The 25,662-nt window shown below is 29.3% G+C and carries 20 protein-coding genes and 2 riboswitches; of the genes, 1 reads left to right on the forward strand and 19 read right to left on the reverse strand.

Going from position 1 to position 25,662, the window contains the following annotated elements; genetic code table 11:
• Positions 1–26: 26 nt before the first annotated feature.
• From IC174_RS17315 to metK, 19 genes are all read right to left on the reverse strand, one after another.
• Entirely contained in the window at positions 27–1,067 is a 1,041-nt protein-coding gene (locus tag IC174_RS17315; protein WP_227434565.1) for a DUF4116 domain-containing protein, read from the reverse strand.
• Between the two features lie 336 nt (positions 1,068–1,403).
• A complete protein-coding gene (locus tag IC174_RS17320) occupies positions 1,404–2,009 on the reverse strand; it encodes an ECF transporter S component (RefSeq protein ID WP_227483551.1) in 606 nt (201 codons plus the stop codon).
• Positions 2,010–2,134: 125 nt separating this feature from the next.
• A riboswitch (FMN riboswitch) is annotated at positions 2,135–2,252 on the reverse strand.
• A gap of 59 nt (positions 2,253–2,311) precedes the next feature.
• Complete coding sequence (locus IC174_RS17325) at positions 2,312–3,478, reverse strand: amidohydrolase (RefSeq protein ID WP_227483552.1); 1,167 nt, start codon at positions 3,476–3,478, stop codon at positions 2,312–2,314.
• Positions 3,479–3,625: 147 nt separating this feature from the next.
• A complete protein-coding gene (locus IC174_RS17330; protein ID WP_227483553.1) occupies positions 3,626–5,767 on the reverse strand; it encodes a Tex family protein in 2,142 nt (713 codons plus the stop codon).
• A gap of 146 nt (positions 5,768–5,913) precedes the next feature.
• A protein-coding gene (gene prfB, locus IC174_RS17335; protein ID WP_227434561.1) for a peptide chain release factor 2 occupies positions 5,914–7,021 on the reverse strand; the annotation gives its coding sequence in 2 pieces (ribosomal slippage) (positions 5,914–6,945 and positions 6,947–7,021; 1,107 coding nt in all).
• A 14-nt stretch (positions 7,022–7,035) separates the two neighbouring features.
• Positions 7,036–9,711, reverse strand: coding sequence for a preprotein translocase subunit SecA (secA, locus tag IC174_RS17340; protein ID WP_227483554.1), 2,676 nt, complete (start codon positions 9,709–9,711; stop codon positions 7,036–7,038).
• Between the two features lie 131 nt (positions 9,712–9,842).
• Positions 9,843–10,394 (reverse strand): ribosome hibernation-promoting factor, HPF/YfiA family, encoded by a 552-nt coding sequence (hpf, locus tag IC174_RS17345; RefSeq protein ID WP_227434559.1) that lies wholly within the window; start codon positions 10,392–10,394, stop codon positions 9,843–9,845.
• A gap of 565 nt (positions 10,395–10,959) precedes the next feature.
• Positions 10,960–11,634 carry a copper homeostasis protein CutC gene (locus IC174_RS17350; protein WP_227434558.1) on the reverse strand — a complete coding sequence of 225 codons (675 nt, stop codon included), beginning with the start codon at positions 11,632–11,634 and terminating at the stop codon, positions 10,960–10,962.
• Positions 11,635–11,636: 2 nt separating this feature from the next.
• Entirely contained in the window at positions 11,637–12,689 is a 1,053-nt protein-coding gene (locus IC174_RS17355; RefSeq protein WP_227483555.1) for a Sapep family Mn(2+)-dependent dipeptidase, read from the reverse strand.
• Between the two features lie 53 nt (positions 12,690–12,742).
• A complete protein-coding gene (locus IC174_RS17360) occupies positions 12,743–13,702 on the reverse strand; it encodes a N(4)-(beta-N-acetylglucosaminyl)-L-asparaginase (protein ID WP_227483556.1) in 960 nt (319 codons plus the stop codon).
• Between the two features lie 93 nt (positions 13,703–13,795).
• Positions 13,796–14,314: a GrdB-related putative oxidoreductase gene (locus IC174_RS17365; RefSeq protein WP_227483557.1), complete on the reverse strand. Its 519-nt coding sequence runs from the start codon at positions 14,312–14,314 to the stop codon at positions 13,796–13,798.
• Between the two features lie 10 nt (positions 14,315–14,324).
• A complete protein-coding gene (celB, locus tag IC174_RS17370; RefSeq protein ID WP_227434554.1) occupies positions 14,325–15,659 on the reverse strand; it encodes a PTS cellobiose transporter subunit IIC in 1,335 nt (444 codons plus the stop codon).
• A 38-nt stretch (positions 15,660–15,697) separates the two neighbouring features.
• Positions 15,698–16,024 carry a PTS sugar transporter subunit IIB gene (locus tag IC174_RS17375; protein WP_227483558.1) on the reverse strand — a complete coding sequence of 109 codons (327 nt, stop codon included), beginning with the start codon at positions 16,022–16,024 and terminating at the stop codon, positions 15,698–15,700.
• Positions 16,025–16,050: 26 nt separating this feature from the next.
• Complete coding sequence (locus IC174_RS17380; protein WP_227483559.1) at positions 16,051–16,359, reverse strand: PTS lactose/cellobiose transporter subunit IIA; 309 nt, start codon at positions 16,357–16,359, stop codon at positions 16,051–16,053.
• A gap of 139 nt (positions 16,360–16,498) precedes the next feature.
• The gene (locus IC174_RS17385; protein WP_227483560.1) at positions 16,499–18,403 is read right to left on the reverse strand and encodes a BglG family transcription antiterminator; all 1,905 of its coding nucleotides are present in this window, start codon (positions 18,401–18,403) and stop codon (positions 16,499–16,501) included.
• A 343-nt stretch (positions 18,404–18,746) separates the two neighbouring features.
• Positions 18,747–19,529: a ComF family protein gene (locus IC174_RS17390; protein ID WP_227434550.1), complete on the reverse strand. Its 783-nt coding sequence runs from the start codon at positions 19,527–19,529 to the stop codon at positions 18,747–18,749.
• 2 nt (positions 19,530–19,531) lie between these two features.
• Entirely contained in the window at positions 19,532–21,751 is a 2,220-nt protein-coding gene (locus tag IC174_RS17395; RefSeq protein ID WP_227434549.1) for an ATP-dependent RecD-like DNA helicase, read from the reverse strand.
• A gap of 271 nt (positions 21,752–22,022) precedes the next feature.
• On the reverse strand, positions 22,023–23,120 hold the full coding sequence (locus IC174_RS17400) for a hypothetical protein (RefSeq protein WP_227483561.1): 1,098 nt from the start codon (positions 23,118–23,120) through the stop codon (positions 22,023–22,025).
• Between the two features lie 334 nt (positions 23,121–23,454).
• A complete protein-coding gene (gene metK / locus IC174_RS17405; RefSeq protein WP_227434547.1) occupies positions 23,455–24,648 on the reverse strand; it encodes a methionine adenosyltransferase in 1,194 nt (397 codons plus the stop codon).
• Positions 24,649–24,784: 136 nt separating this feature from the next.
• Positions 24,785–24,888, reverse strand: a riboswitch (SAM riboswitch).
• Between the two features lie 188 nt (positions 24,889–25,076).
• Between metK and yyaC the strand changes: the two genes are divergently transcribed.
• Positions 25,077–25,586: a spore protease YyaC gene (gene yyaC, locus IC174_RS17410; RefSeq protein ID WP_021382545.1), complete on the forward strand. Its 510-nt coding sequence runs from the start codon at positions 25,077–25,079 to the stop codon at positions 25,584–25,586.
• Positions 25,587–25,662 lie beyond the last annotated feature (76 nt).

Genomic DNA, 25,662 nt, shown 5'->3' on the forward strand with positions numbered 1-25,662 from the left:
TTCAATATTGATGATTCTATTAAAACTTATATATAATCATCAATAGCAATCCTTACATATTCTTTTGCCTTACAATTTTGTTTCAGGGCTTCTTTACATATTTCCTCTGATTGCTCTTTTACATACTTGAGAGATTTATAATTTTCTTTTACTGCTTCAATGCACATTTTTTCTGTTTGATTCTTTATATACATAAGCATCTTTCCATTTTGTCTTACAATCTCTGTACATATCTCTTCTGTATAGTTATCTATGTAATTTAGTACATCTTTAATATTGTACTTTTTATCCAAGTATCTTATAGCTCTTATACATGTTTCTTCTGTCTTATTATTAACAAATTGTAGGCTTCTTCCATCTTGTTTAACTGCTTCTAAACATATTCTTTCTGTCTGCTGATTTACATATTGTAATGCCATACCATTTTGACTTACAGCTTCAATACACATTTTTTCTGTTTGGTTTTGTACATATTTAAGTGCTTTATAGTTTCGTTTTATTGCTTCTATACATAATTCTTCACTTTGTTCTCTAACATATGCAAGACACCTGCCATCTTTTTTAATTGCTTCTAAACATATTTTTCTTGTTTGAACCTCTAAAGCTTTTAATATACTTACAACATCTATATTAGAAGAACATCTTATTGCTTTTATAATAAGTTCTTCTGTTTGATTTCTTACATACTTAAGTGCATTGCAATCTTTTTTTATTGCTTCAAGGCATATATACTCAGTTTGTTCTTTTACATATTCAAGTGCTCTATAATTGTACCTTATAGCTTCTAAACATAATTCTTCTGTTTGCTCTTTTACATACTTCAAAGCTTTATAATTCTGTCTTATAGCTAAAATACACATACCATCTGTTTGATTATTTATATTTTCTAATTCATGATAGTCATACTTCACTCTTTCCATATTTTCAATATATTCATTCGTAATATACTTTAAAGAATCTCCTAACATTTTACTATCAATGCCTATATGAATATTTTCCCAATCACTATTAAAATAATACCCTTTATCGTCTAAAAATACTTTTTTCATTTTTTTACATACTTTCATAAATCTACTCTCCTATCATCGTTAAATTAGTTTTTATTAAGAATTACAGTTCAAAACATTATTTATTCTTAATAATAACTTTATTTTTTGTTTATTATGAATTCGCTCTGCATATTGTAGATACCTTTTTAGTATTTTAATAGTTAATCGTTTTAATTCTTCCTTTATTTTAAAAATTAAATCTGTCTAAATATTTCTTATTTTAAATACATTTTTTGATAAATTAATAAAGCCATAATGTATTTAATACATCAATCACAACATGAGACTGAAGTTATAAATAAATTATGGCTTTCCAATATATTTAATTTTAAAATTTTATATTTTCTTGTCTGATTATTTTTTTATTACATTTCCCATTTTTTTATAAAGTGGTAATGTTACTAAAGATATTATCACAGCTTTTAGTACATTAAATGGAGCTATCATCCAAATTACAAAAGTAAATAGGTCATGAATCTTAGGATTTATAGCTGAACCTAACCCTATTATAGCATCTAGTCCCATAAATTGACCATAAAGTGGTAACATTACAAAGTAATTTAACACTGAGCCAATTATAGTCATAGCTATTGTTCCTAATACAAATCCAATTAATATGCCTTTTAAATCTTTCCTTTTCTTATATGAATAACAAAGTATCATTACATAAGAACCACCAATTAATATATTTGCAAACTCTCCTACTCCTACAGTTGTTGTTGCTGTAATCGCTTGTAGTATATTTTTTACTACAACTATTCCAAATCCAACTAATGGTCCTAAAGACATCCCTCCAAATATTGCTGGAATATCTGATAAGTCAATTTTTAAGAAATCTGGAAATATACCTGGTATTGGTGCTTGAATAAACATTAGTAAATAAGATATTGCTGATAAAATTGACATTACTACTAAAGTTCTTGTTGAAATCATATTACTTCTTTTTGCTGTACTTTGCATAATTATTATCCTCCTAATAAATATATTTATATTTTTTTAGGAAAAACAAAAAACTCGAAGACCTTATCTTCGAGTTTTTATGGATATAGTTTAAACAAACTAAAATAAACTTATTTATATTCCATAAATATCTTCTCTCATCCAGACTTTACTGTCGGCTTTGGAATTTCACCAAATCAACCACATAAGTAGTTCGCGGGCTATACCGCCGGTAGGGAATCTCACCCTGCCCCGAAGATCTTCTTTGATTTTTTAATTTTCCTTACACTCTTATATTAGTTAATTTTTTAATAATTGTCAAGTTATTTTTTTTCATACACTACTTTCCCATTTATTATAGTGTAAAGTACATTACTTTGAATCTCTAGTGGAGAATTATCCCAAATTACTATATCTGCATCTTTACCAACTTCTATAGAACCTACTCTATCTTCAATTCCTAGAGTCTTAGCTGGATTTATTGTAATGGATTCTATTGCTTTTTCTTCTTTCATTCCATGCTTAACTGCTATCCCTGCACATATTGGAAGATATTGAACTGGTATTACTGGATGGTCTGTCATTATACATACATCAAGTCCTGCATTTGAAAGTATTCCAGCTGTATTAAACGTTAAATTTCTAAGTTCAAATTTAGACCTTTCTGATAATGATGGCCCTACTATTACAGGAAATCCTTCTTCCAATAGCTCCTCCACTATAAGATGACCTTCTGTACAATGGTCTAATGTAAGCTTTAAATTAAACTCTTTTGCAATCCTTATGGCTGTGAACATATCATCAGCTCTATGGGCATGTGCTTTAAAAGGAATTTCTCCTCTTAAAACGGGTATTAAACTTTCCATTTTTATATCATATTCAGGTTTTTCACAATCTTCATCATCATGACTTTCATACAGGTCGACTTCCTCTAAATATTCTTCTGCTTTTTTAAGATTCTCTCTAAGTAATGAAGCTATTGCCATTCTAGTTTGTGGAGATTTATCATCTTGACCATAACAGCTTTTTGGATTTTCTCCAAAGGCTATTTTAGATGCTACTGGATTTTTTATTACCATTTTATCAATTCTTTTCCCATAGGTCTTTATAGCTATACATTGACCTCCCATAACATTTGCACTTCCAGGAGTTGTACATACAGAAGTTATACCACCTTCAAAAGCTTCTTTAAATGTTCTGTCCATTGGATTAACCCCATCTATAGGATTTAATTGTGGTGTTATTGGGTCAGTTTCTTCATTTCCATCTGCTCCTTCAAATCCTATACCATCTTCCCACAATCCTAAATGAGTATGGGCATCTATAAACCCTGGAAACACAAATTTACCACTTGCATCTATCACCTCTACATCTAAAGGTGCTATTAAGTCTTTTCCTATCTCTATTATTTTTCCTTGGTCTATAAGTATATCTCCCTGAATTATTCCATTTGTTATGGTATTTATATTACCATTTTTTATAAAAACCATTCATTTTCCTCCTGATTTTCAATACTATACTAACTATTTTAAATATTATCTCTTTACAGTCTCATTTCATAATTTCTTAAATTTTTTATTATGCTACTTACATTTATAATTGTTACACATAAGTATCATAACTAAACATAAATTAACCTATTTTTTCATTGATAATGCAACTCTTTTTTTATTTAAATCAATTCCAATTACCTTTACATCTACTATATCACCTACTGTAACAATACTCATAGGGTCTTTTACAAAGCTATTACTCATTTCTGATTTATGAACTAGCCCATCATTTTTTATTCCAATATCTACAAATGCTCCAAAATCTACAACATTTCTTATTGTACCTTTTAAAGACATCCCTTCTTGTATATCTTCAATTTTTAGGACATCAGTTCTAAGTATAGGCTTTATTCCTTCTTCTCTTGGGTCTCTTCCTGGTTTTTTAATCTCAGCTATGATATCTCTTAAAGTAACTTGGCCTACTTCCAATTTTTCACTTAATTCTCTCAAACCATTTTCCTTAACTTTTTCATCTATTTCTTCTATATTTTTATTTTTTACATCATCCAAAGAATATCCTATTATTTCAATCATTTTTTTGCATATATCATAACTTTCAGGATGTACACCTGTATTATCTAGAGGATTCTTTCCATCTAAGATTCTCATAAATCCAGCACATTGAGTAAATGCTTGAGGGCCAAGTCTTTTTACTTTTTTCAGTTGTACTCTTGATGTAAAGTCTCCATTTTCTTCTCTATATGCTATTATATTTTTTGCGATAACCTTACTTATTCCTGCAATATGCTCTAATAGAGAATATGATGCAGTATTTAAATCTACTCCAACACTATTTACGGAATCCTCAACAACTCCATTTAATACTTCTTCTAATCTCTTCTTATTTAAGTCATGTTGATATTGGCCTACACCTATACTCTTAGGGTCTATTTTCACAAGTTCTGCTAAGGGGTCTTGTAGTCTTCTCGCTATAGATATAGCTCCTCTTATTGATACATTTATATCTGGATGTTCTTCATTTGCGAGTTCAGATGCTGAGTAAACTGATGCACCAGCTTCGCTGACTATAACATATTGAACGTCTCTATCTATCTCTTTTATCATTTCTGACACAAATGTTTCTGACTCTCTTGATGCTGTCCCATTTCCTATTGAAATTATGTCTATATTATATTTTTCAATTAATTCTTTTAAAGTCTTCTTTGCCCCTTCTACATTATTTTGAGGGTCTGTTGGATATACTGTTGTATAGTCCAATAATTTACCATTTTTATCTACAACCGCTATTTTGCAACCAGTTCTAAATGCAGGGTCAAATCCCATAACTACTTTATCTTTAACTGGTGGTTGAAGTAATAAACTTTTAACATTTTTTCCAAATACACTTATAGCCCTTTCTTGAGCTATTTCTGTCAGATGATTTCTTATTTCTCTTTCTATCGATGGGAAAATTAATCTTTTATATGAATCTTCTATTGAATTTACAATTTCATCTTTATTCTTAAAGTTTTTATCATTTACATATTCATTTACTATATAATTTAAAACTTTATCATTATTTATTTCTAATTTGACTTTTAAAAAATTCTCTTTTTCTCCTCTATTTATTGCTAAAACTCTATGTGGAGCCATACTTTTCACTGCTTCACTATAATCATAATACATATCATAAACTGATTTCTCATCAGTAGAACTTTTACTAACTATCATTCCTTCTCTTAAAGCAAGCTCTCTTATGTATTTTCTAATCTTCGCATCATCTGAAACTGTTTCTGCAATTATATCTCTTGCACCTTTTAAGGCATCCTCAACAGAAGTTACTTCTTTTTCTTCATTTATATAACTCTTCGCCTCTAAATCTATATTATCTAGATTACTCTCTAGTATTGATACTGCTAGATTTTCTAACCCTTTTTCTTTTGCTATTGTTGCTCTAGTTCTTTTCTTTTGTTTATATGGAGCATATATATCTTCTACTTCTTGTAGTGTTTTTGCTTTTTCTATATTTTGTGTTATCTCATCTGTTAATTTTCCTTGTTCATCTATTAATCTAACTACATCATCTTTTCTACTTTGAAGGTTTCTTAGATACATCAATTTTTCATAGAATTCCCTTAATGTGACATCACTCATCTCACCAGTCATTTCTTTTCTGTATCTAGCTATAAATGGTATTGTATTTCCTTCATCAATAAGCTTTAGCGTATTATTTATTTGTTCATCTTTGAGATTAAATTCATTTTTTAAGATTTGATTTATATCCAATTTTTTTCACTCCTAATGTTAGTTTTTTCATAAGTATAACAAACAGAACGAAGGCTGAGGGTTGTAGTCCTCAGCCTAAGTGCTGTAAAGTGCATAGTAAGCACTAACCTTCTTATATATCTATCTTAATTACTGTACATTGTTTATTAAACTGTCTTATTCATTTTTAAGTATTCGTTGATAAACAAGTCTATATTCCCATTCATCACACTATCTACATTTCCAAACTCAGCATTTGTCCTATGGTCTTTAACTAACTTATATGGTTGGAAAACATAGGACCTAATTTGGCTACCCCACGTTATTTGTGAGTATTTGCCTTGTATATCTTCTATTTTTTCCTTTTGCTCTAATTCTTTTAACTCTATCAATTTTGCCATCAAAAGTCTCATAGCTCTATCTTTATTTAAATGTTGAGACCTTTCATTTTGACACTGAACCACTACACCAGTAGGAATATGTGTTATTCTAACAGCTGAATCAGTTGTGTTTACATGTTGTCCTCCAGCACCAGACGCTCTATATGTGTCTATCTTCAAATCTGATGAATTAATTTCTACTTCTATATTTTCATCTAACTCTGGTGTTACATCTATAGAAGCAAATGAAGTATGTCTCTTTCCTGATGGATCAAATGGAGATATTCTTACCAATCTATGAACCCCTTTTTCACTTTTTAAATATCCATAAGTGTTGGTTCCTTCTACAAGAATTGTAGCTGTCTTTATTCCCGCTTCAGGGTCTGATATTATATCTAAAAGCTTAACTTTATAACCCTTACCTTCTGCCCATCTTATATACATTCTTAAAAGCATCTGAGCCCAATCTTGAGCATCTAGACCCCCAGTTCCAGCATTTATAGATAATATAGCATTATTTTTATCATACTCGCCATTTAAAAGAGTTTTTATTTTCATCTCAGATAATTTTTCTTCTATTGATTCTATAGACATTTCTATATCCTTTTCAACAGAATCATCCTCTTCTTCTAGGCCTATTTCAATCAATACTTCTACATCTTCTAATAAGTTTTTTAGACTTTCATATTCATCTATAGTTTCTTTTAAAGCTTTGTTTTCTTGAAGTACTTTTTGCGCTACTTCATTGTCATTCCAAAAATCTTGTTTATTTATCTTCTCTTCATTAATTTTTATCTTTTCCATCAATGAAGCTACGTCAAAGAGAAACCCTCAATTCTTCTAAATTTGAAGCTATTTGCTCCACACTATGTCTATACTCTTGTATCTTTAACATTTAATCCTCCAAAACTATCTTCCACAACAGTTTTTATATTTCTTACCACTTCCACAAGGACATAAATCATTTCTTCCAACTTTTTCATCTTTTTTAATAGTTTTGATTGTTGGAAGAGTTCCATCTGAGGGAGAAGTTAGATTTTCAACATCTACAACTGCTTTTCTTTCTACTGGAGCCTCTATTGTTATATTAAATAAATATCTTACAGTATCTTCTTTGATATGTTTATTCATCTCATCAAACATATCAAAACCTTCCATTTTATAAGCAATAACTGGGTCTTGTTGACCTACAGCACGAAGCCCTATACCTTGACGTAATTGATCCATTGCATCTATATGGTCTATCCAATGATTATCAACAGCTTGAAGTAAGATAACTCTCTCAACTTCTCTCATTCTTTCATAACCTATTTGTTCTTCTTTTGCAGTATATATCTTCATAGCTATTTCATAAACTTTTTCTGTTATTTCAACTGGATTAAGCTTTTCTATCTCTGGAATTTCTATACTACCTTTTGGTAAGAACAGATTATACATATGTTCCTTAAATCCTTCTTCATCAAATCCTTTATCTTGTGTATAAAGAGTCACTGATTCTTCTATTATAGAATGAGTCATTGATTGTACTTGCTCTTGTAAATCTTCACCTTCTAATACACGTTTTCTCTCTGCATATATTATTTCTCTTTGCTTATTCATAACATCATCATATTGAAGTACATGTTTTCTTATTCCAAAGTTTTTACCTTCGACTTTCTTTTGTGCACCTTCAATAGACTTAGATAATATTCTATGTTCTATAGGCATGTCTTCTTCAAGACCTATTTTATTTACGATTCCAGATATTCTATCGCTTCCAAACAATCTCATAAGGTCATCATCAAGACCTATATAAAATCTTGAGCTACCTGGGTCACCTTGACGACCAGCACGACCTCTTAACTGGTTATCTATTCTTCGAGATTCATGTCTTTCTGTACCAATTATAGCAAGTCCACCTGCTTCTACTACTTGTTTTTGTTCGTCTTCTGTTTGTTGCTTAAATTGTTTATATAATCTTTCGTACTCTGCTCTAGCTTCAAATAAAATTTCATTTCCTGCCACAGGTATTCCTTCTATTGGAGTATCAACTCTATTTACTACATCTTCTTTAAATCCATTTCTTCTCATTTCTCTCTTAGTTAAGAAATCTGGATTCCCACCTAAAACTATATCAGTACCACGACCAGCCATGTTAGTAGCTATTGTAACAGCTCCAAGTCTACCTGCTTGAGCTATTATTTCTGCTTCTTTATCATGGTGTTTAGCATTTAATACTTCATGTCTAATACCTTTTTTCTTTAATATTTGTGATAGTAGTTCTGACTTTTCTATCGAAACTGTACCTACAAGTATTGGTTGATTAACTTTATGTCTTTCAATTATTTCTTCAGCTACAGCATTAAATTTACCTATCTCACTTTTATATACACAATCTGGCAAGTCTTCTCTTACCATAAGCTTATTAGTAGGCACTTGGAAGACATCCATTTTATATATTGCTTTAAACTCTTCTTCTTCCGTTTTTGCTGTACCAGTCATACCTGAAAGTTTTTTATACATTCTAAAGTAATTTTGGAATGTTACAGTAGCTAGTGTTTTAGATTCTCTCTGTATTTTAAGACCTTCTTTTGCTTCTATTGCTTGATGCAAGCCTTCTGAATATCTTCTACCAAACATAAGTCTACCAGTAAACTCATCAACTATTACTATTTCTCCATCTTTAGCAACATAATCAACATCTTTTTTCATTATTACATGTGCCCTTAAAGCCTGATTTATATGGTGATATAACTCTGTATGAGATATATCTGTTATATTATCAACATTAAAATATACTTCTGCTTTTTGTATACCTGATGCTGTTAGAGATACAGCCTTATCTTTTTCTTCTAATTCATAGTCATCAGGTTTTAAAGTTAACACAAATGTATTTGCATCTGAATATAGGTGAGTTGATTTATCTCCAGGGCCAGATATAATAAGTGGTGTTCTAGCCTCATCTATAAGTATAGAGTCGACCTCATCCACTATCGCATAATTTAATCCTCTTTGAACTCTTTGCTCTTTGTGTATTACCATATTGTCTTTTAAGTAGTCAAATCCATATTCATTATTTGTACCATAAGTTATATCACAATCATATTGTTCTTTTCTAACTTTTGGATTTTGACCATGTACAATAACACCTACACTCATTCCTAAAAACTCATAAACTTTTGCCATTTGGTCTCTATCACGTTTTGCAAGATAATCATTTACCGTTACAACATGTACACCTTTTCCAGTAAGAGCATTCAAATAAACAGGAGCAGTTGCAACCAAAGTTTTACCTTCACCTGTTTTCATCTCAGCTATTCTTCCTTGATGTAATACTATACCTCCAATCATTTGAACTCTGTAGTGTCTAAGACCTAATACTCTTTTAGAAGTCTCTCTGACTACTGCAAATGCTTCTGGAAGTATATCATCTATACTTTCTCCATTTTCTAATCTTTCTTTAAATGTATTTGTCATATTTTTAAGTTCCGAGTCTGCCATAGATTCAAATTTAGGTTCTAATGAATCTATTATATCAACAGTCTTATTGAACTTTTTCAATTCTTTTTTATCTGCCATGTTGAATAAACTATCCATAAAGCTCATATTTTACATCTCTCCTCGTTCTTTATTGTACTATTATTCATTTTACCATAAAAACTATACTTTTAATATTAATTTAAAAAGCTATCGATAAATAATTTATCGATAGCTAATATGATTAAATCTAAATTGCTTTATTCATGTTCTATTATACCATATCCGCCATTATGACGTTTATAAACTACAGCTATTTCATCTGAATCTATATTCTTGAACATATAGAAATCATGTCCTACTAATTCCATTTGTAATACAGCTTCTTCTTCGCTCATTGGCTTAACACTAAATTTCTTACGTCTTTGAATTACTATATCTTGATTTTCATCTTCATAATCTTCTTGTTCATCTGCTAGATTTATCTCTGCATCTTGGAATCTTATACTCTTATTGTCTTGATGCTTATCTTGTAATCTCTTTTTATATTTTTTTAATTGTTTGCTTAATTTATCATATACAACATCTATAGCTGTGTATAAATTCTCCTGCATATCTTCTGCTCTAATTATAGGACCATTTACAGTAGCTATTGTTACTTCTATTTTTTGTCTTGTTTTTTTAGCACTTACTGTAACCTTTACATCAGTGTCTGGATGAATGTAATTATCTAACTTACTTAACTTGCTTTCGATTTTATTTTTTATTGCATCAGTTAATTCGATTTGTTTTCCAGATATAATTATGTTCATAAGTACATCTCCCTTCAATTATGCCAGTATAAGAAAATTTATACTTAAATAATATATTCTACACGAAATCTCATAATCCTTCTTTTATTATTAACTTTTGTGATTTTTTCTATTCAATTGATAGAATTATTTTTCATTTTTAATCACCTTAATGCTTATGTGGATTAATATTATAACAATACCCTGTGGATAATGTGGATAAAACTGTTAATAACTCTTGTTCCTGTGTATTTAAAGCTATTTTTATTATCCTTTCTATCCACAAATATCTCCAATAATTGTTTATTAATATGTGAATTCATGTCATAAAGTGGTAATTTTAGGAAATTATATGTATTATATGTTACTTAACTTTTATAAATTTTTCATAGTTATCCACCTTCTAAGACCTCCATATTTCATTTTTTCTTTCACTATTTAGTTTAACTTCAAAATTATCTAAAAGTAGTAAAGCATCATAACAATAATTTCTTAATCAATACTCATAATATTCATATACCCAAACTACAATTGACTAACACTCTTTATTTAATCTAATAAGTTATATAAATTATATATGTTTATATTATTTCGAAATTATATCCACTAATTGTTTTAGCTTTTGTCTGTCTATATCTTCAAATGGATTCTTATCTATTCTAACAGCTGTACCAAAATGAAAATTATTTGCCTTAGTTACTCCCTTTATTTCAACTATATTATTAAAATTAAGACCTCCACCTAAAAGAATTTTTATATTATTAGAGTTAAGCATCATATCTTTTATAATTTTTATATTCTCTCTTATACTTCCCTTTCCCCCTGACGTTAATATATTTGTAATTCTGTCATAATTCTTTAAAAGATTAACACTTTCTATTGTATTTGATTCATCTATTGCTCTATGAAATGTAACATCAAGATTATCGCAATATTGCAACAAAAAATTTAAATTTTCTTCATCTATATTATTATTCTTGTCTAACATTCCAAATACAACTCCATTAGCTCCAATCTTTTTGACTGTATTTATATCTTTTAACATTATATTTATGTCTTCTTTACTATATACAAAGCTTTTAGCATGTGGTCTTATCATTACGTTCACAGGTATCTTTACACTGTTAACAACACTTTCTATAAGTCCAAAACTTGGTGTTAGCCCTCCTTCAGTTAAAGCACTAACTAATTCTATTCTATCTGCGCCACAATCTTCTATAATCTTAGCGTCTTCTACTGTCATTCCTATTATCTCTAGCATAACTACTCCTTTGCTAATTCATATATTGCATTTGAAAATATCTTTGCATTTAAGATTATATCATCTATATCCATATATTCGTCAGGATTATGTGCTATTCCTTTTTGTCCTGGAAACGAAGGTCCAAATGGAACTATATTTGGCATTACTTTTGCATATGTACCTCCATTAGTTGTTACTGGAGTACCATCTAATGATGTTACTCTTTCATAAGCTATTTGAAGTTTTTTAACAAGCTTACTATCCTTATCAAAATATACAGGGTTAAAATTAGAAATTACTTCTATCTCTGTATCATTGGGAAAATTAGATTTTATTTCATCTAAGACATCTTCTAGTTTATAACTAAATTCATATTTTACCTTTATCTCAAGTATTATGTAACTATTCTCTTTATGTAACTCTTGATTTGTGACAATCACCTTTTCAGACATATTTTCTATAAAGCTTAGAAATGTATCTTCCTTATAGTTACAGTTATTTTTGATTATAATTTTCGCCATACCTTTTTCACCATATACAACAGGATATTTACAATCTGGTGTGAACCCCATTATAGGAGGTTTTTCCTTTTTTAAATAATATGGTATATCTTTAAATCCACTTTCTTCATTTGTGCCAAAAATTATCCTAACTTTTTTATCTAACTTTAAACCTAATTCCTTAATAACATATAATCCATATAAAGCACACATTATAGGTCCTTTATTATCTAATACCCCTCTACCATAGATTTTTCCATTATATATTTCTCCTCCATAAGGTTGATATATCCAATTTTCCCCTTCATGTACTACATCTACGTGGCCAATTACACAGATATAATCTTCGCTATCTCCATATTCTGCATAACCAATATAATTGTCTAAGTTTCTAACTTTAAAGCCTAATTTTCTTGAAATTTCTAGTGCTTTATTGAGTGCTTTTCCTACCTTTTCGCCAAAAGGGAAGTCATTTTCTGACTCCCCTTCAACGCTAGGTATTTTTACAATATCTACAATATCACTTAATAAATGTTCTTTTATCTCGTCTACTTTATTGTTTATAATATTCATAAAAATCTCCTTTTAAATATTAAAGACTCTACTTTGCTGCATAAATACAAACTTTATTCACTCACTTCTATTGGAGCCTTTATCCTAGCTTCATATGCTTCCATCCACTCGTTTGACACAACCTTATGTATAGTTTTACCATCTATTCTATTTGATATATACACTGTAGGTTCTTCTGCTTTAGTAGCTACTGAGAATGTAAAGTCAGCTATGTTTGTAGCTACTCCCCATTCTCCTTTATTATTCATAGCAACTAATGATAAGTCTCCAGCTTTTCCTCGTCTTTTGATAAGTTGTTCATCTAACTCATTTACTGCTATATCACATGCCTCTTGTGGATGTTTTCCTTCTTTCATAAGTCTAACTATCTCATATGATATACACCCTTTCATCAAATCTTCTCCAAGACCAGTAGCTGTAGCCCCTCCTATGTTACTATCAACGAAAAACCCTGAACCAGATAGTGCAGAATCTCCTATTCTACCTCTTTTCTTCATAAATAGACCACTTGTTGAGGTTGCTGCACACATCTTTCCATCTCTATCTAAAGATATCATCCCAACAGTATCATGACCAGCATATGGGCTTAATCCTTTATCTAAAGTTTCTTTTTTTCTCTTCTTATAATGTAGTTTCGCTCTATCTGTTAACATATTTTTTCTTTCAAATCCATTTTTATGGGCATATTCTTCAGCTCCTATTCCAACTAAGAAATTATTCACTTTCTCATAACTTAGTTTTCTAGCTATGCTGACAGGGTTAGAATAATCTCTTATACCTGCAACTGCTCCTATATCTAGTGTGTTTCCATCCATAAATGCAGCATCAAGTTCTACTTCACAATTTTCATTTGGAAGTCCTCCATATCCAACCGATTTATAGAATGGATAATCTTCGACTCTTCTTACAGCAAGTTCTACAGCATCTCCTGCTTCCATTCCTTTTTCTAAATGTTCTGATGCTTCAGTGATTCCTTCTATAGCCATTCTCCATGTTGCTATCATTCCCCACATATCAGAAAATCCCTCCTTAATTATAGAAACTCTATCCACATACTTTAATGTAAATAATATTTTACTTAAACCTGTCCCCTAGTAAAGTGTTAATTAATAACAAAATTCTTCTTTCATTAAAGTTATGTCTTCTTTATTTGCTATTGAATTTGCTAATTTACATATATTGTTTAGTGAATCATTAAGACCAATTCCACCTTTTTTAGGTGTCTTAACTATACATATATCATTTTTGTATTCGTTTATTACGTATGCATTTTCTTCTGACATAGCTGCAAAAGCTGGTATATCTGTTTTATTATTTATATTTTTAGATAATATTGCTGACATCTTAGAAAAATTTTCATAGTTAAAACTTGGTCCACAAATTACTACATCAGGATTTAACTTTTTAACCATAGCTATCATTTTATTTGTCACTTCTTCTTCATTGTTTATAAAAAATTCATCCCCACAGAAAAGTGTCGCTATTACTTTAGATTCTTTTAAAAATGGTTCCATCATTACACCTGGACCTAATGGACTTGATTTTCCAGCAGGAGGTATATTGCTTTTTTCTTTCCCACCTGCACCTGCTTGTATTTGATCCAATATCATAACTATTTTCTTCATAATTTTCCTCCTATAATACTAAATCATCAAAAGATATATCATCATCTTCCTCTTCAACATTTGTTTTTTCTTCTTTTAAATATTGTTTATCTAACATCTTTATAAATGGCATGTACATAAATATTCCTAGTACAAGAAGTATTATTTGTAATAAAGCACCTTGCCATCCTGTTGTTAGAAATCCAGAGAATATAATTGGAGTTGTCCATGGTAATTGAACTCCATTTGTAAGTGGTACTAATCCTGCTGACATACAGAAATAGGCTATTATTATGTTTATTGTTGGAACTATTGCAAATGGTATCAATAATATTGGGTTAAGCATTATTGGTAGACCAAATATTAATGGCTCATTTATTCCAAATATCCCTGGTAAAATTGATAATTTACCCATTGATTTTATACGTTTACTTTTGCATATAAGTAACATAGCTATAATTAAGGATAGTGTACTACCTGCCCCACCAAATGTTGCAAACATATCCTGGAATTGACCAGTTATTATGTTTGGTATTTTTGAACCAGCTTGAAAAGCCGCTAAATTTTCAGCTGATAAAATTTTTAATATTGGATTATAGACAGCTCCAACAACACTACTACCATTTATTCCAAAGAACCAGAATAAATGTAAGAATATATAAGCTATTGCCATAGCACCTAAACTATTTCCTAATTTTAATAATGGCATTTGTAAAAACTTAAATATAAATTCATGTATACTTCCATATGGTGTAGCTTCAAAAGCAATCTTAACTAAAAAGAAAACTACCATAACTATTGCACTTGGTATTAATGCAGCAAATGATTTTGAAACAGTTGGAGGAACTCCATCTGGCATCTTCAATGTCCACCCTTTTTTGACAACTACTGCAAATAACTTAACAGATGTTATTGCGGTTATCATTCCTACAAACATTCCCTTAGAACCCATCCAACCTAATGGGATACCAGTTACCATATAGACTGCCTTTGTTCCTTCTGGTGTATATGGTATTACAAATGGTGTAACTATAAAAAAGGCGACTATTGCAACTGCTGCTGATGCAATTGGGTCTACATCTATTTGTTTAGCATAAGAGTAACCAATTCCTAAAACTGCAAGTAAAGTCATTACTTCAAAAGTCGCTATAGTTGGCTGTTGTAATTTTACTGCCCAATCTGGACCAAAAATTTGACCTACAAATTCGTCCCATCCTTTTATTGGGAAGTTTGCTACTAATAAAAATAATGACCCTATTATCAATAATGGTGATGATACTAAAAAACCATCTCTAATTGCAATTAATAATTTATTTTTACCTATTTTTTCAGCCAACGGCATAAGTATTCTTTCCAATTTATTCATCTATCCACCCTCATTTCTCAGTATCTTTTTACTATATTTTAAGCTTGTTTAGATTTTATTAATTTTATAGCAAGCTTTAGTACTTTTTCTCCATTCATAGTTCCATAATCAGTTTCATTTATTATATCCACAGGTTTTCCTTGAGCTTCAAACTTTGGCTTTAACTCCTTTAGCATGTATTTAACTTGAGGTCCTAACAATATACAATCTGGATTCTTATCTGCAACTATCTTATCAATTTCTGCTATTGGAAATGCTTCTACTTCTATTGGTAAATTGTGTTCATCTGCTACTTTCTGCATCTTTCCTGCAAGTAAGCTTGTTGACATACCAAAACTACAAAATAAATATACTTTTCTCTTCATTATCTTAAATCCCCCTTAATTACTTTTTATTTTAATTTTTGAATTTCTTTTCTTAGCACTATCATTTCTTTTATAAGGTTTCTTTCACTCATACAAGTCATTAAATGGTCTTGAGAGTGAATTAGTAAAATAGATATATCTGATTTATTTCCTCCTGCTTCCTTTTGTATAAGTTCTGTTTGTACTTTATGTGCTTTTAATATTTCTTCATTTGCACTTTCGATTAATTCATCAGCCTTTTCAAAATCGTTTTCCTTTGCACAATCAAGAGCTTCATAAAGCATAGATTTTGCATTTCCAGCATGAATTATAATCTTTAATACTATTTCTTCCATTTCTTCCTCCTAAATTACTTGTCTACTTTTAACTGATTTCTATCTGATAGATATATAATATCTTATAAAAACAAAAAAACATGCACAACTTTTTCCACTACATGGAAAATTTTGTGCTTATTCACATTTTGATATAAATTTATATAAGAATATTTTTTATATTTTTAATATCACAATTACTTAGCACATCAAGCATATTTTCATCTTCTGTCAATTTAGATATTTCTTTGAATAATTCTCTAAATACTTTTCTATCATCCTCTTTTTTATAAGCTAATAAAAGTATAATCTTTATGTATTTTCCATTTCTAATTTTTATTGGTGTTTTCAATCTTGCAAAACATAAGACAGATTGTTTTATATACTTCATATCTCCATGAGGAAATAATATTCCTTTCCCAACATTAGTTGGATATGCCTTTTCTCTTTCTATAATAGAATTTAAATATTCTTTATCTGCATAATGCTTTTCGATTAATAAATTAGTTAAGTATGCTATAGCCTCATAAATATCATTATGTTCTAGCTCTCTTATTAAATAATCAGACATCATTAATCTATTCATAAGTTTATATGATGTATCTTTTTCTTTTATTTTGTTGGTAAATTCTTTGAGTTTATTTTCATCTTCATCAGTAAATAGTGGTGTTGTTATAAAAATTGGCTTTTGTACATTTTCATATTCTTGAAATGCAATTATAAAATCTATCATTTTATTGAAGTTATCTCTTCTTAAATCTTCTTCCCTTAGTGTTTCAACTATTTCTATATTATTAAATCTCTTTTCTATCTTTACTTTTAGTAACATACTTACTCCAAAACTAAATGGGCACACGATACTTGCTTTTTTAGTTGATTCTCTCTTATTACTTTTTCTTTCTAAAGATGTTTGAAAGTGAAGAGTAAGATAACCTATTTCATCTTCAGTTATTTGTGTTCCTTTTTGCTCAATTCCTATTGAATTTGAAATTACTGTAAATAAAAAACAAAATTTATTTTTTATATTATCTAAAAGTGGATTTTCCAAATAAACGTTACTTTGCATTTGGTGCATTGTAACATTTAAGTGACATATTAATTGGTCATAAAGCAATATATCATTATTAAAGTTTATACCCGATTCTTCTGATACCAGATTTATAATTCTTTTTGTATACTCTGATAATTCTTCATTAAGGTATAGTGATTTTTTAGTATCTTTACTATTTATTTGTTTATTCATGCCAAGTATTAGTGATTCTATAAATAATTTTTCTTCATGGTTTAATACTATAGATAGACTGGATTTCAACTCATTTTCTATATCTAATATAAGAATTTCTAACTTTAATTCTTTTTTAATATTTACTATTTCAAAAGAATTCCCCAACCTTATTCGTATGATATTTATAAGTAAAAATAACATCAATTGCCTGAATGAAACATCTGTAAGTCTTATATCCATTTTATCTTCTATTATAGACATTATATTTTTGACAACTATTATGTCTACTATATGGAAATATTCTATTTCATCCATGTTTAGTCTGTATTTATCTATATATTTAAATAAAAATGCCACTAACATTATCCTTATGTCTTTCTCATTTCCCTCAATACATATACCACTGCCCGTTTTAGTTGAAATTTTCAAATTATAATTACTTAATTCTACTGATAATGTATTTATTTCTTCCCTAACAATGTTTTTATTTATATACAATTTATTGGACAAATCATTTAAGGTAATCTTCTTATTATTGCAAAGTAATAGATTCAATATCTCAACTTGTTTATGGAGTTCACTATTTACTCTTTTAACTTCACCTCTTAACTTCTGATTTACTATTATTTTATCTGTATCATCTCCACTAAACTTAATTCCTATTTTAGGCTTTCTTTTAATATAAGCACTACAAAAAGTAGACAACCATTCATCAATGTACTTACAATCATTTCTTATTGTTCTCTCCGAGCACTCAAAATCGTTAGCAATGTCATTGATATTTATAAATTCTTCTTTCAATAGCAATACTGTCAACAAGTTCTCTTGTCTTTTGTTCATATATATCACCTCTTTATGATTCAATCTAAATTTATTATATATAAAAAAGAGCTACACATAAAAACATTATGCTAGCTCTCTTTTAATATGATATTTAGCTGACCTGGTCTTTGACCCCACACTCGCCTACTGGAGGGTTCGCTTGGGTTCGCCGCACTACTACTCTCTCTCGATTTTATTATCGGTAGGTCTTACTTCTAAGCCGCACCATGCTCATTAACCCAATTTTTAGTGTTAACTTACGTGGATCCTTTTGCCTGCGACTGGCTTGGACTTTCAACCACAGACCTAAATATCACTTATTCATTTTAATATTTTAAAGTAAAATTGTCAATATATAAGATTATTCCATAACGTAGTTGTCATTTGCTCTTGTAAGCAACGTCATTACAAAAACCTTATTAACACCAGATAACTTTAAAATCTTAGATATTTCATTTGTTGTCACGCCAGTTGTAAATATATCATCTATCAAAAGTACATTTTTATTATTTATTAATTTAATATTTTTGTTAACAGCAAACACATTTTTTAATTCCTTTTTTCTCTCTTGTTTACTTAACTTATAAAGCATCCTTGTATTTTTTTCCCTGGATATACAATCTAACATTGGAACATTGATTATTTTACTCAAACTCAAAGCTATTTTTTGTGCTTGGTTAAATCCTCTTTTATTAAGTCTTTTCTTATGAAGTGGAACAAATAATATATAATCAAACTTCACATTTTCTAAATCCAACTTTTCTTTCATTATTTGCGCTATGTATTTAGCCATAAATGTTTTTTGATTGTACTTTAATCCTAATATTATTTTTTTAGTTATCTCGTTGTATTCAATACAGGAGATTGACTTGTCAAAATAAAAACTTTTATCAAAACAATAGCTACATCCTTCAATAAATTCTTTTTCAAGTGAATGATGTATTATTGGCTTTCCACATTTTATACACCCATTTAGTATAAAATTCATTTCATTAAAACAACTTTTACAGACTGAATAGGTATTAGTTTTTTTTATTGATTTATCACAAATTATGCAATTTATATTTTCAGGATAAATAAAATCCAGACATTTATTAATTAGATTTCTAAGACTCTTAATAAAATTATCATTGCATATTTTCATATTTACTCTATCAACAGCCCTTCTTGTTTGAATTTGTTTAACTTATATCCTAAGTTTGAATATCTTTGATTTACTCTGTTATTTTTTATCATATATTCCAAATATTTCACATCTCCAACTAACACAACTAATTTTTTTGCTCTTGTCACTGCTGTATATAATAAATTACGACTTAGTAACATAGGAGGAGCCCAAGTTATTGGTATCACTACGACTGGGAATTCACTTCCTTGACTTTTATGTATGGTTGTACAAAAACTATGGTCAATCTCATCTAATTCATCATATAAGTATGATACAATTTTAGTTTGGTCAAATAGTACATAAATAGTTTTCTTATCCTTATCTATATGATATACATAGCCTATATCTCCATTATATATACCTTCCCCACTTTCCTTTTGGTCTTCTGTCTCCCACTTTTTTGTATAATTATTTTTTACTTGCATTACCTTGTCACCAACTCTAAACAACCTTTTAGAAAAACTTTCTTCTACTTTAAACTTCTCCTTTTTGTTAAGATACTTTTGTAACTCTATATTAAGATTGGTAACTCCTAGCTCTCCTTTTCTCATTGAAGATAACACTTGTATATCTTTTAGTTTATCGACATTATAAAATTTAGGTAATCTTTCATTTACCAAACCTATTATTTCATTTAATATCTCTTCATTTGTTGATTTTCTTATAAAAAAGAAGTCTTTTCCCTTTGTATTTAAATGAAGTGGTTCTCCATTATTTATCTTATGCGCATTCACAATTATCATACTTTGTTGAGCTTGTCTAAATATTTCATTTAATTTGACTACATTTATAATATTTGAATCTATCATGTCCTTAAGTACATTGCCTGCACCTACAGAAGGTAATTGGTCGCTATCCCCAACTAATATTACTCTTGTTCCTAATTTTATTGCTCTAAGTAAATTATACATTAAGATAATATCTACCATTGATACTTCATCGACTATTATTACATCTGAATTTATTGGGTCTTCTTCATCTTTAAAAAATGTTAAATCATCATCTGTTGAAAATCCCATTTCTAATAATCTATGTATAGTCTTTGCTTCTTTATTAGAAGTTTCACTCATTCTCTTAGCTGCTCTTCCCGTTGGAGCAGCTAAAGTTACACTTTTCCCATTATTTTCAAATATATCTATAATTGCATTAATAGTGGTAGTTTTTCCGGTACCTGGCCCACCAGTTATAATTAATACGCCACTATTCACAGATTCTTTAACTGCTAAAACTTGCTTCTCTGCTAACTTAATATTCTTATCATCTTCTAAAATTTTAATTTCATTTTCTATATCTATATTCAAATCTTCAAATTCATACTGCGACAGTTTTACTATTTGACTACATACTCCATTTTCAGACAAATAGTAGGGCATAAGATATATGAGATTTTCATTATTTACTTTTTCTATATGTATTTTTTGATTATATACCAACATCATTACACATTCTTTTACTATGTCTCCACTTAACTCCAACAATTTTTCCGAATCTTGTATTAGAATATGTTCTGGCAAATATGTATGCCCATTACTTAGTGATTTATTTAAGGTATATAATATTCCTTGGCATATTCTATCTTTAGAATTCTTATCTATACCAATTTTATTAGCTATACTATCAGCTACTTTAAACCCTATTCCTCTTATGTCTTCAGCAAGCTGATATGGATTTTTATTTATAATTTCTATTGCACTACTTTTATATTTTTTATATATTTTTAGACAGTAGTTGGGTGTTATTCCAAAAGGAGATAGTTCAATTATTATGTTTCTTAATTCTCTATCTTCTTCATAACTCTTTACTATTTGCTTTACCTTTTTACTACCTATCCCCTCTACTTCTTGTAATTTTTCTGGGTAGTTTTGTATTATATCTAGTGTGTCAACACCAAACTTATCAATTATTCTCTTAGCCATTTTTTCGCCAATTCCATGTATCATACCAGAAGATAAGTAAACATAAATTCCTTCCAAAGATGATGGTGTCACTGGCATAAAACTATTCACTTCAAATTGAGTTCCATAAATTTTGTGGTTTACCCATTTACCTTCAACCTCTATACTCTCTCCCATTGCTAAAGTAGGCATACATCCTACAACAACAATTTCATCATTTTCATTTACCAGATGAGCTATTGTATAGCCATTATCTTCATTTTTAAAGACTATTTCACTTATCATTCCTTCTAATTTTTCCATTTTTATCTCCTAAAAATACTAATAATTGTTCCGTTCGTATGTTAGTATACTTAAATATATTAAGTTCTATGATAGGATTCTATCAGAAAATTTTTCTATATTTTTATACTTAACTTAATTTCTAACTATTATACATTTTATCAGAAACAAAAAAAATCTGCACCCTAAAAATATGGTACCTTAAAGTAAAGGTACCATATATAAATAATTATTTTATTTCAACCAGCTTACTTCTAAAACATAGATTAAATTTCACAAATTTATTTTGATATTAATTTACCTCAGATTTATTTTCCTTGTATCCTTCAGTTTTGGTAATTCTTCGATAAAGCATACATAGTAAAATTAAAATTCCCATATAACCTGTATATGGATATAATGTCCCTACAAGCTTATCAAATGGTAATAATCCTCCTATACATGCTAATATGCTTACTACTACTGTTATTATTTTAAATTTAGGATGGTCATCTTCCACAAATCTATTAGTTACTGACCATAATAATGGTACAGCTGTAGTATATATTCCTAATAAAAGTACTACTGAGAATAAAATACCTATAATTGGAGATATCTTGTCAGCTAAATAAAGAGCTGGTATTTCTTTTGTGTATATATTTCCTACATCTGAAAGTAATGCTAGATTCATCATTATAGCAGCTGCCATAAGGGCTACTCCACCTACTATACCTCCCCATACAGCATCTTTCTTATTTTTTGCTGAAGCTCCCATTCCAGTTAAAAATGTTATTACTATTATTACATTATAGCAAGTATAAAGTACACCTGAGAAATATCCATTTGATGTAGCAGTTTTAACGTTTAGACTATCAATTATAGCTCCTGCATTTGATAAAGCACCAATATTACTAAATAAACTAATTGCTCCTACTAAAAGTGTAAATATTATTATTATAGGACCTATATTACCTAGTATCTTTGAAATCCTTGTCAAACCTAGAGATACAGTTATTAGGGAAACGATTGCCATACCAATTCTACCTACATATGGATTTAGACCATAATACTCTGATAATGTAGCTCCTGCTCCTGCAATCATTATTACTAATGTACCAAACAAAAACAATGGTCCAAACCACTCAAAAAATGTACCAAGATATTTTCCACAATATACCTGATAAATCTTTATTGGTTCTTTAAGCTTTAATTCTCTCCCTTTTTCTATAACTTCTGCTCCAAACCATGAGAATAATACCATAGATATTATTCCTCCTATAATTCCAGCATACCCATAAAACGTAAAGAATTGTACTATCTCTTGACCAGTTGCAAATCCAGAACCTATTACAGTCGCTACATATGCTCCAGCAAAACTTATAACCATTTTGATGTTTATTTTATCCGACATACACACTACTCCCTCCTAAATAAAATAAATTTTTTAATAAGTAAAATTTAATGTAAGTTTATTAAGACTATATTAGTTGTATTATTGATGCTTTTCAATATTTTTTGAATTATTTAACATTACTTAACGAAATCTTAACCAGTTTTTAACATATTCCTTCTACTATGTATTAATTTAATGCAATATTATATAATGAAATATATTAATCTCACTAAATAATGTTTATTTATTATATGATTTAAAATTAGTATTTATTAAATATATTTAATCATAAAATAAAAAACTGCTAAAACGTAATTTTAAAATTACATTCTAGCAGCTCCTTATCTAAGCATTATTCACCTAATGCGTCTTTTCTTAATTGTTCTACTTTATCAGTTCTTTCCCATGGTAAATCTATATCCGTTCTACCAAAGTGACCATAAGCAGCAACCTTTTTGTAAAGAGGCTTTCTTAAATCTAAATCTCTTATTATTGCTCCTGGTCTTAAATCAAAGTGTTTGTTTACTAGTTCAACAAGCTTCTCTTCTGAAACTTTACCTGTCCCAAAAGTATCTATAAATATAGATAATGGTCTAGCTATACCTATAGCATATGCAAGTTCTATCTCACATTTATCTGCAAGTCCAGCCGCAACAATATTTTTAGCAACATATCTAGCAGCATAAGCAGCAGATCTATCAACTTTTGTAGGGTCTTTTCCTGAAAAAGCTCCTCCACCATGTCTAGAATATCCACCATAAGTGTCTATTATTATTTTTCTTCCTGTAAGACCTGTATCCCCTTGAGGTCCTCCTATAACGAATCTGCCTGTTGGGTTTATATAAATTTTAGTATCTTCATCAAGTAATTCAGCTGGTATAACTGATTTTATAACATGCTCAATTAAATCTTGTCTTATCTTATCATTTGATACTGTTTCACAATGCTGAGCTGATATAAGAACTGTATGTACTCTTACAGCTTTATTTCCTTCATATTCAACAGTAACTTGAGTTTTTCCATCTGGTCTTAAATAATCAACTAAACCTGTCTTTCTAACTTCTGTAAGTCTTCTTGATAATTTATGAGCTAATGATATTGGAAGTGGCATTAATTCTGGAGTTTCATTACATGCAAATCCAAACATTATACCTTGGTCTCCAGCTCCTACTTTTTCTATTTCTTGCTCTATTTCTTCTCCAGTCTTACTTTCTAGACCTTCATCAACTCCCATAGCTATATCTCCAGATTGTTCATCTATAGAAGTTATAACTGCACAAGTGTCACAGTCAAATCCATATTTTGCTCTTGTATATCCAATTTCTTTTACTGTTTCTCTTACTAATTTAGGTATATCTACATAAGCAGATGTACTTATTTCTCCAGCTACTAAAACTAAGCCTGTTGTTACTGTAGTTTCACAAGCTACTCTAGATTGTGGGTCTTTTTCTAACAATGCATCTAATATTGAATCTGATATTTGGTCACATATCTTATCAGGATGTCCTTCTGTAACTGATTCTGACGTAAATAAATGTCTTGCCATTTTTGTTCCTCCTTATTCATTCTTAATTTTTATTATAGGTTTTACCTTATCTTCAATTCTTAGAAATTTTACTCAAAATAAAAAACCTCTCCTTATAAGAAGAGGTTAATAATCGTAATCGCATACTAATTAACTGACCTCATCTTTCAAGACTTTTGTCTTGTAGGAATTAGCACCTTTTCCCATTTGGGTGGTTGCTGGGCTTCACAGGGCCTATCCCTCAGCCGCTCTTGATAAGGTAATCAAGATTTAAGTTTTATTTTACTTTATTAGCTTACTATTTTTTTAAAATTTTGTCAAGATTTTTAGTCATATTTTTGCCATTACTTTTTTTGTGAGACAAATAAAATATTATCTCTATCTGAAATTTAAAGTTAGGTCTTTTTAGTGTTTTTTATTCATATATTTTTTTGAAGGGGGTGTTCCTATTGTATTTAGCTAAAGTAAATTACAGCGATGATGATGTTATACAGATGCTAAGTTCAGTTCTCAAAACCATAATTAATGAAAATACGATTGTTGTTTGCATAGGAACAGACAGGGCTATAGGTGATACTTTAGGCCCTTTAGTTGGAACAATACTTAAAAACAGTAAATTTAAATACCCCGTTTACGGTACACTAGATAACCCTATTCACGCCTTAAATATATATGAGTCTTTAGATACTATAAAAAATACACATATGCAAGGTAACTTCTTGGCTATAGATGCTTGCTTGGGGTCACAGAGTAACATAGGCAATATACAGATTAGAGAAGGACCTATCCTGCCCGGAAAAGGTGTGGGAAAAAAACTACCTCAAATAGGAAATTATTCTATAGTAGGAATTGTAGATAAAATTGATGAAAATAACAGACTTTCATTTAATAATATACGTCTTAGCTTTATACTAGATTTAGCTGAAACAATAGCCTTAGCACTATTGGTATCTACTTAAATCTTATATAAGGTAACTGATAAAATTTTTTGTATTAAAAAGGTAGATACTATAGAGTATTTAATTTAATAAATAC

This window comes from Clostridioides sp. ES-S-0001-03, assembly GCF_020676075.1.
Taxonomy (GTDB): Bacteria; Bacillota; Clostridia; order Peptostreptococcales; family Peptostreptococcaceae; genus Clostridioides.

Excerpts from the sequence above, each read along its gene's own strand:
- IC174_RS17315 (WP_227434565.1), bottom strand. The coding sequence starts at position 1,067 with ATGAAAGTATGTAAAAAAATGAAAAAAGTATTTTTAGACGATAAAGGG.
- IC174_RS17360 (WP_227483556.1), bottom strand. The coding sequence starts at position 13,702 with ATGTGGGGAATGATAGCAACATGGAGAATGGCTATAGAAGGAATCACT.
- celB (WP_227434554.1), bottom strand. The coding sequence starts at position 15,659 with ATGAATAAATTGGAAAGAATACTTATGCCGTTGGCTGAAAAAATAGGT.
- IC174_RS17390 (WP_227434550.1), bottom strand. The coding sequence starts at position 19,529 with ATGAAAATATGCAATGATAATTTTATTAAGAGTCTTAGAAATCTAATT.
- secA (WP_227483554.1), bottom strand. The coding sequence starts at position 9,711 with ATGAGCTTTATGGATAGTTTATTCAACATGGCAGATAAAAAAGAATTG.
- hpf (WP_227434559.1), bottom strand. The coding sequence starts at position 10,394 with ATGAACATAATTATATCTGGAAAACAAATCGAATTAACTGATGCAATA.
- IC174_RS17355 (WP_227483555.1), bottom strand. The coding sequence starts at position 12,689 with ATGAATATTATAAACAATAAAGTAGACGAGATAAAAGAACATTTATTA.
- IC174_RS17325 (WP_227483552.1), bottom strand. The coding sequence starts at position 3,478 with ATGGTTTTTATAAAAAATGGTAATATAAATACCATAACAAATGGAATA.
- IC174_RS17380 (WP_227483559.1), bottom strand. The coding sequence starts at position 16,359 with ATGGAAGAAATAGTATTAAAGATTATAATTCATGCTGGAAATGCAAAA.
- IC174_RS17375 (WP_227483558.1), bottom strand. The coding sequence starts at position 16,024 with ATGAAGAGAAAAGTATATTTATTTTGTAGTTTTGGTATGTCAACAAGC.
- IC174_RS17400 (WP_227483561.1), bottom strand. The coding sequence starts at position 23,120 with ATGTCGGATAAAATAAACATCAAAATGGTTATAAGTTTTGCTGGAGCA.
- metK (WP_227434547.1), bottom strand. The coding sequence starts at position 24,648 with ATGGCAAGACATTTATTTACGTCAGAATCAGTTACAGAAGGACATCCT.
- IC174_RS17320 (WP_227483551.1), bottom strand. The coding sequence starts at position 2,009 with ATGCAAAGTACAGCAAAAAGAAGTAATATGATTTCAACAAGAACTTTA.
- IC174_RS17365 (WP_227483557.1), bottom strand. The coding sequence starts at position 14,314 with ATGAAGAAAATAGTTATGATATTGGATCAAATACAAGCAGGTGCAGGT.
- IC174_RS17385 (WP_227483560.1), bottom strand. The coding sequence starts at position 18,403 with ATGAACAAAAGACAAGAGAACTTGTTGACAGTATTGCTATTGAAAGAA.
- IC174_RS17395 (WP_227434549.1), bottom strand. The coding sequence starts at position 21,751 with ATGGAAAAATTAGAAGGAATGATAAGTGAAATAGTCTTTAAAAATGAA.
- IC174_RS17350 (WP_227434558.1), bottom strand. The coding sequence starts at position 11,634 with ATGCTAGAGATAATAGGAATGACAGTAGAAGACGCTAAGATTATAGAA.